Annotated in this window: 8 protein-coding genes; 6 read left to right on the top strand and 2 right to left on the bottom strand. The window is 61.1% G+C overall.

Annotated features, from left to right (window positions below; all coding sequences use genetic code 11):
• The 6 genes from HMPREF0178_RS03055 to HMPREF0178_RS03025 form a co-directional block, all read left to right on the top strand.
• A partial coding sequence (locus HMPREF0178_RS03055) for a TRAP transporter large permease subunit (protein ID WP_009378963.1) occupies positions 1-230 on the top strand: 230 nt, incomplete at its 5' end.
• A gap of 330 nt (positions 231-560) precedes the next feature.
• Positions 561-836, top strand: a complete 276-nt coding sequence (locus HMPREF0178_RS03050) for a hypothetical protein (protein WP_232281173.1) — start codon at positions 561-563, stop codon at positions 834-836.
• The gene (locus HMPREF0178_RS03045; RefSeq protein ID WP_009378961.1) at positions 833-1,567 is read left to right on the top strand and encodes an SDR family NAD(P)-dependent oxidoreductase; all 735 of its coding nucleotides are present in this window, start codon (positions 833-835) and stop codon (positions 1,565-1,567) included. The genes HMPREF0178_RS03050 and HMPREF0178_RS03045 overlap by 4 nt, the downstream gene beginning before the upstream one ends.
• Position 1,568: 1 nt before the next feature.
• The gene (locus HMPREF0178_RS03040) at positions 1,569-1,955 is read left to right on the top strand and encodes an acyl carrier protein (protein ID WP_009378960.1); all 387 of its coding nucleotides are present in this window, start codon (positions 1,569-1,571) and stop codon (positions 1,953-1,955) included.
• Positions 1,948-3,159: a beta-ketoacyl synthase gene (locus HMPREF0178_RS03035; RefSeq protein WP_009378959.1), complete on the top strand. Its 1,212-nt coding sequence runs from the start codon at positions 1,948-1,950 to the stop codon at positions 3,157-3,159. The genes HMPREF0178_RS03040 and HMPREF0178_RS03035 overlap by 8 nt, the downstream gene beginning before the upstream one ends.
• A gap of 486 nt (positions 3,160-3,645) precedes the next feature.
• Positions 3,646-4,818, top strand: coding sequence for a pyridoxal phosphate-dependent aminotransferase family protein (locus HMPREF0178_RS03025; RefSeq protein WP_009378958.1), 1,173 nt, complete (start codon positions 3,646-3,648; stop codon positions 4,816-4,818).
• Between the two features lie 198 nt (positions 4,819-5,016).
• On the opposite strand, the gene HMPREF0178_RS03020 is transcribed toward HMPREF0178_RS03025, so the two are convergent.
• Together HMPREF0178_RS03020 and HMPREF0178_RS22335 are read right to left on the bottom strand one after the other, a co-directional pair.
• A complete protein-coding gene (locus HMPREF0178_RS03020; RefSeq protein WP_009378957.1) occupies positions 5,017-5,718 on the bottom strand; it encodes a FadR/GntR family transcriptional regulator in 702 nt (233 codons plus the stop codon).
• Positions 5,719-5,835: 117 nt separating this feature from the next.
• Positions 5,836-6,145: hypothetical protein (locus HMPREF0178_RS22335; protein ID WP_232281172.1), on the bottom strand; the 310-nt coding region annotated here is incomplete at its 5' end.

The following is a 6,145-nucleotide window of genomic DNA, read 5'->3' as shown; positions in this document are numbered from 1 at the left end:
TCGGCATCCATCCGATCCAGCTCGGCATCCTGTTTGTGGTGTGCTGCGAAACCGGGTTCCTGACGCCTCCCTTTGGCGCGAACCTGTTTATTACCATGAAGATTACGGACGTGAAGCTTGAAGAGGTCGCTTTGAAGGCGTTCCCCTATCTGCTGGCGATGTGGCTGCTCATCATCGTTGTCGCGGCTTGCCCGGACTTCGTCATGTTCCTGCCGCGGCTCTTGATGTAATCAAGCCTGCGGCGATGCCTGCCTGATATGGGCAGATGCTTTATGAGCAAGTAAAAGTGCGAATCGGATGTTTCCGGTTCGCACTTTTCGGTGGACAATGTTTATAGGGGGGGGATCTGTTTGCCCAAGCGTTAGCGGTATGGGGCAAGCAGGGCCGGATTGGAACACGTATCCCGGATTTCTGGGGTATGCGGGGGACGGATTGCTTTTTCAGATTGGTATGGGTACACAAAAAGCATGGAAAATGAAAAGGCTATTCCCGGCGGGCGGATGGATGGTTCCGGGAACCGCGAGGTGCGGGGCACATGGCGGTTTTCTGGGGAACACCCTTTGTTTGTTGAACATTTCCCCGGTGCCCCAAGGGTTCCGGGGACGCTCGTCATTGAGGCTATGCGGGCCGGTGCGGAAGCCCTCTTTCCCGGCTGGCGAGTTCTGGGCGTGAAGCGGTTCCGCTTCCGGCATTTCATTGAGCCGGGGGAGTATGATTACGCGTTTACTCCCCAACCCGATGCGGCGGCGATCCGGTGCGTCTTGCTGTCCGGCGGACGCCGTATGGCTGAGGGGACGCTCCTTGTTGCGGCGGAGCCCGTGCGGGGGGAGGCATGAAACTGCTTTTCAAAGGGCCGGTCATCATTACGGGGGGAAGCAGCCAGCTCGGCATGGCGTTGGCCCGTGCCTTCCGGGAGGAGGGCGCGGAAACGCTTTCCGTCTGCCGTTCGTCCGAAGGGCTTGCGCGCTGTGGGGAAGCGGGGCTTTGCAGCCTTCCGCTCGGCGAACCGGAAAGCCTGCCGGAACGGTGCCGGGGGCTGTTCGGCGAACCGCCCGCCCATCTGGTCGACCTGATGCATTCGCGTTTTGAAAGCCTGATTGCCGGGGCCGCGCCGGAAGCGATCATGGAATGGGCCGCCGTGGATATCGGCCTGCGTGCCCGCCTTGTCCGCGCGGTGGGGCGCTCCATGCTGGCCCGCCGGTTCGGTCGCTGCGTGTTCGTTTCATCCAGCGCCGCCGAGTGCCCGGCTGAAGGGCAGGGGTATTATGCGGCCGCCAAGCTGGCTGGCGAGGCCCTGTACCGGAGCCTTGCCGTGGAGCTGTCCGGAAGGGGGATCACCGCCTGTTCCTTGCGCCTGAGCTGGCTGGATGCCGGGCGGGGTGCGGTATTTCTGGAGCGCAGGAGAGAGGGCGCAGAAAAACGGATGCCTACCGGTCGGCTGGTCCGCATGGATGAGGCCGTTGAAACAGTGTTGTTTTTGCTTTCAGCTTCGGCGTCCTCGGTCAATGGCACGGTAGTGACGCTGGATGGCGGGCTTTCGGCGACGAAAACCACATTTTGGGGATAGAATGGATTACTCGGAAATCACGGATAAGGTATGCGGCATTGTTGCCGACATTTTTGAACGCGACCCCCGGACGCTTTCCGGCGAAACCCGGCTCATGACGGATTTGCCTTGTGAGTCCATCGATTTGTTGGAGATCGGCGCACGGCTGGGCCAGACGTTCCACATCCTCGTTGATGACGATGTGGTGTTCCTGCGTTCCCTGCGTTACCATGTGGCGCATGGCGGCGAACCGAAAGCGGTTATCCGCCGTGAATATCCCTACCTTTCCCCGGAACGCGTGAAGGCGCTCGCCCTTGGCTTGTCCAACCCGGATGCCGTCCCGCAGCTCTGCCTTGATGACATTGCGGCGTACGTCCGCGCGGCGCTGCCTTCGGAGAAATATGAATAGGGTCGTCATCACCGGCATAGGCTGCTGTACCAGCCTCGGATGGGAGCAGGGCGGCATCGCGCGGGCGTTTGCCGGCGGATGCCCGGCGTTCGCCCCAAGCGAAGCCCTGCCGGGGTATTCCGCCTGCCCCATTTCCGATTTGGGGGATGATGCGGCGAATTCCCGTTTTTCGGCATGGCGGCACCGCCGCTATCTGAACCGGGGTGCGGCGCTTGCCGTCTTGTCCGGCCTTCGGGCGGCGGCTTCGGCGGGATTCGATCCGCACATGCCTCCACAGACCTGCCTGATGGGGGCATCCGGCCCCATGCTGGATTTCGATCGGGAAAACGGGCTTCCTCCGGCTGATTCCGAGGCGCTTGATGCGTTATGGCTCTTGCGTTGGTTGCCTAATACCGGAAACACCGCGTTGGCGCGTTTTCTCGATATCCACGGGGAGGGCCTCGTGCTTGGGACGGCGTGCGTGTCCGCGCTGCAGGCCATAGGGGAGGGCTTCCGGCGCGTGCGGTACGGCCTTTCGGAAACCGCCCTTTGCTCGTCCGGGGATTCCCGCCTTTCCCGCGGCGGGATGCTTGGGTATGCCAAAGCCCATGCGCTCAGCCGGAACCCCGTGCCGTCGGAAGCGTCCCGCCCCTTTGACGAGGCCCGTGACGGTTTTGTCCCCGGCGAGGGTGGGGCCGCCTTCGTGCTTGAATCCTTGGAGTCGGCGCGGGCGCGTGGGGCGGCGGTGTTTGCGGAGATCCTCGGCTTTGGGGCTTCTCTGGACGGAGGGGCGCTCACCGCGCCCGACGAATCGGCCCGCTTTGCGGAGCAGGCGGTACGGGGGGCGCTTGCCGATGCGGGCCTTGAGCCCCATGCCGTCGATTGGGTTTCCGCACACGGTACGGGGACCCCCCTCAATGACCGGAGTGAGGCCGTATTGCTGGAGAGGGTTTTTGCGCAGGCGGGGGCGAGTCCCGCCATAACCGCCCTCAAATCATGGATCGGGCATGGTTCCGCCGCCTGTGGAGGGATGGAACTGGCCTTGATGCTCGCCGCATGGCGATCCGGGCAGTTGCCGCCCATCCGGAACCTGCGCGAACCTTGTTCCGGGCTGTTGGACTTTGCCGTTGCAACGCGCCCGTTTCCCGGCCCGGTGGGAGTATTGGAAAATTTTGGATTTGGCGGGCAAAACGCGGCCTTGGTAGTACGGTGCGGCGATGACTGATGCCCTTCCCGGAGACGCACCCCGGCCTTTTGTCCTGCTGGACGCGGTGAGCGCGGCAGAACCGGATCACCTCACCGCGTGGCGCCGTTTTGGATCAGCCCCCATGTGGCAAGGGCTGGAGGCCGCGGCACAGGCCGCCGCCCTGCATCAGCGGTTCCTTGCGGGATTCTCGTGCCATGCCTTCCTGTTGTCTGTGGATGGATGCCGATTCCCCACAGATGCGCTCAATGGCTTGATGGCATTCCGTGCGGTTTTGCTGGGACAGTCCTTACGGGCGGCAACGTATCGGGTGGATGTTTGTCCGGCGTGCTCTCTCCCTTTGTCGGAAACGGGGAGTGCGGCGAAAACGGAGAAAGGCCTTTTCGAAATGGAATGTGGGAAAGAGGCTGTTCCGGCATGGTCGGTTTCCCTCGGCATCGGGCTGGCTCCTTATGACGATACCTTTAGAAGGGATATGTTGGAACCTCGATACAGGCGGCTTTTTCAATGGCTGACGCAAAACGCACCCTCCGCGAATGTCTCGATGAAAGGCTGAAGGAAGGCCGGGCCCGAGGGCTTGAACGGCGGCCGCCTTTACTGGACATGGCGGGCGAAGGCCCTGTCGTGCACATGGGGGGCCGGGCCTTCCTGAATTTTACGCTCAACGACGGGCTGGGGCTGGCCTCATCTGCGGAATGGCGCGCTGAGGTCGGGGAGTGTTTCGCGGCTTTCCCGCCGTCGGCTTCGGCGTCACGTCTGGCCGGCGGACGGAGCCGGATCACCGAAGAAGCGGAGCAGGCGGCTGCGGCGTATTTCGGGTTTGACGAATGCCTGTTCCTGCCGAGCGGCTATCAGGGCAACCTCGCTTGCGCTATGGCGTTGATCCATGCGGGGCAGCCCGTCTTTGTGGATCGCCGGGTACATGCCAGCATAGCGCGGGGGATCCTGTTGGGGAAAGCCGATGTGCGGACGTATGCCCATGCGGATTATGGGCATCTGGAACGGCGGCTTGCTTCCGCCCCTCCCGCCGCGGTACAGCCGCTGGTGATGACGGAGTCCTTGTTCAGTATGGACGGTACGGAACTCGATGTGTCCCGTATGGCTGAACTCCGCAGCAAGTACGGTTTTTTCCTGATGGTGGATGAGGCCCATGCTGTGGGCGCGCTCGGCCCCGGAGGGCGCGGGCTGTGCGCCGGGGTGCCGGGTACGGCGGACATCGTTCTGGGAACATTCGGCAAGTCGCTTGGGCTGTTCGGTTCGTTCCTGCTGCTTCCCAAGGGGTTCGCCGCCTTTTTTGAAAGCCTTTCCTCGGCGGTCATGCATTCCACAGCCATGCCTCCGGCCCATGCTGCGGCTGTTTTGAAGCTGTTGGAACGCTTGCCGCTGCTTGAAGGCGAACGCGCCCGGCTTCGGGACAACGCCGTGTTTTTTCGCGCCCGCCTGTCCGAGCTTGGGATCCCTACACGCGGTACCGCCCATATTGTTGCGGTACCTACAGGCGGGGAAGCAAGGACAACCCACCTTGGGGAACAGTTGGCGGAAAGGGGCGTGCTGGCACTGGCGGCCCGCTATCCTACGGTTCCCTACGGCGACGGTTTGCTCCGGTTTGGGCTCACCGCCTTGCATACGCATGGCATGTTGGAACGGACGGCCCGCCTCCTTGCGGATCTGTGGGGGTAAGCATACGGAGGAGATGGCTGTTTCAGTATCCGGTTCACAAAAAATGAATGGATATTACAGCATTATTATGTTGGCATGACGATACTCGGAAATGAGGCCGGGGGCGCATATACGCCGGGGCGTCGTGTCCGAGCTCGTCATGGCAAATTTGTGCATGGCGGCATCGTTCCCGGAGCGGGGGAACGAGCCCCGTTCGGGTTATTTGCTTTTGCTGGGTGAGGCCTTCTTCATGCTCTGGACGACGTTTTCGAGGTGCAGGAACATGGCGTCCTGAGCCGCTTTCTCGTCGCGGTTAAGGATGGCCTCGACGATTTTTTTGTGGTGGGCGTAGACCTGCTGGCGGCCTTCCTGCGACGTGAGGAGCTGCGAGTTGAAGTCGCTCATCATTGTCCGCATGGTCTGGAGCATGGTGGCAAGGATGCTGTTCCCGGACGCCACGGCGATGGCCTGGTGAAACGCGTAGTCGGATTTGATGAAGGCCGCCTTGTTAGCGATCTGGCTGCGTGACTGTTCGAGAATTTCCTTGAGCGCGGCGAGATCCTCGTCGCGTGCCCGGAGCACAGCAAAACGCACGTTGGACGTCTCAAGGACCTTGCGGACCTCGATCATCTCTTCGAGGGCGTACTGTTTGATGAGGTGCAGCATCAGGAGATTGTTCATCATAATGCTGTCTCCGTCGGCCACGAAGATGCCTTCGCCCACACGGGTTTCCAGCATACCGGCGTATTCCAGAGCACGAAGGGCTTCGCGGAGGGAAGGGCGGCTCACGCCGAGCATATCCGCAAGCTGGCGTTCGGGCGGGAGGCGATCCCCGCGTTTGAGTTCTCCCTTGACCAGCAGTTCCTTGATCTGCTCGATGACCTGCCCCGGAACGGTGCTTTTGACGACTTTATCGAACATATCCCACTCTTTTTTGAGTCCAAAAGGTTGATGACGGGGCCAACGGTTTTTGGCCGTCGGGAAAAACGCTGTTCCGGCCCGCCGGGGTGGTGGCGGAGCGGGATGCTGCCTTTCATTCTATCGGAACAAGCGGGAAGAGTCCAGTTTTGCCGGGAAAAAGCAAATAGAGCCATTTTTATAAAACATATTGAAATATATGTTTTTATAGTCTGGTAATGAAAAAAATATCAAAAGAAGATTGACAGATTTTGTACAGGGGGCTATTGCTGTTTTTGGTAAGACCATCTGTCCAATGAAACGTAAAGGGCGGCCTTCCGGAGGGTATGCCTTGCCCCGGAAGGCAGTAAACAGTGGATGGGACATCCGGAAACCAACTGCATACGCCGATGCCGCGGCGCGTGCGAAAGGGAACAGGCCCCCGCGAAGG

The sequence above is a fragment of the Bilophila sp. 4_1_30 genome (genome assembly GCF_000224655.1).
Taxonomy (GTDB): domain Bacteria; phylum Desulfobacterota; class Desulfovibrionia; order Desulfovibrionales; family Desulfovibrionaceae; genus Bilophila; species Bilophila wadsworthia.
This window is presented reverse-complemented; position numbering and strand designations above follow the sequence as displayed.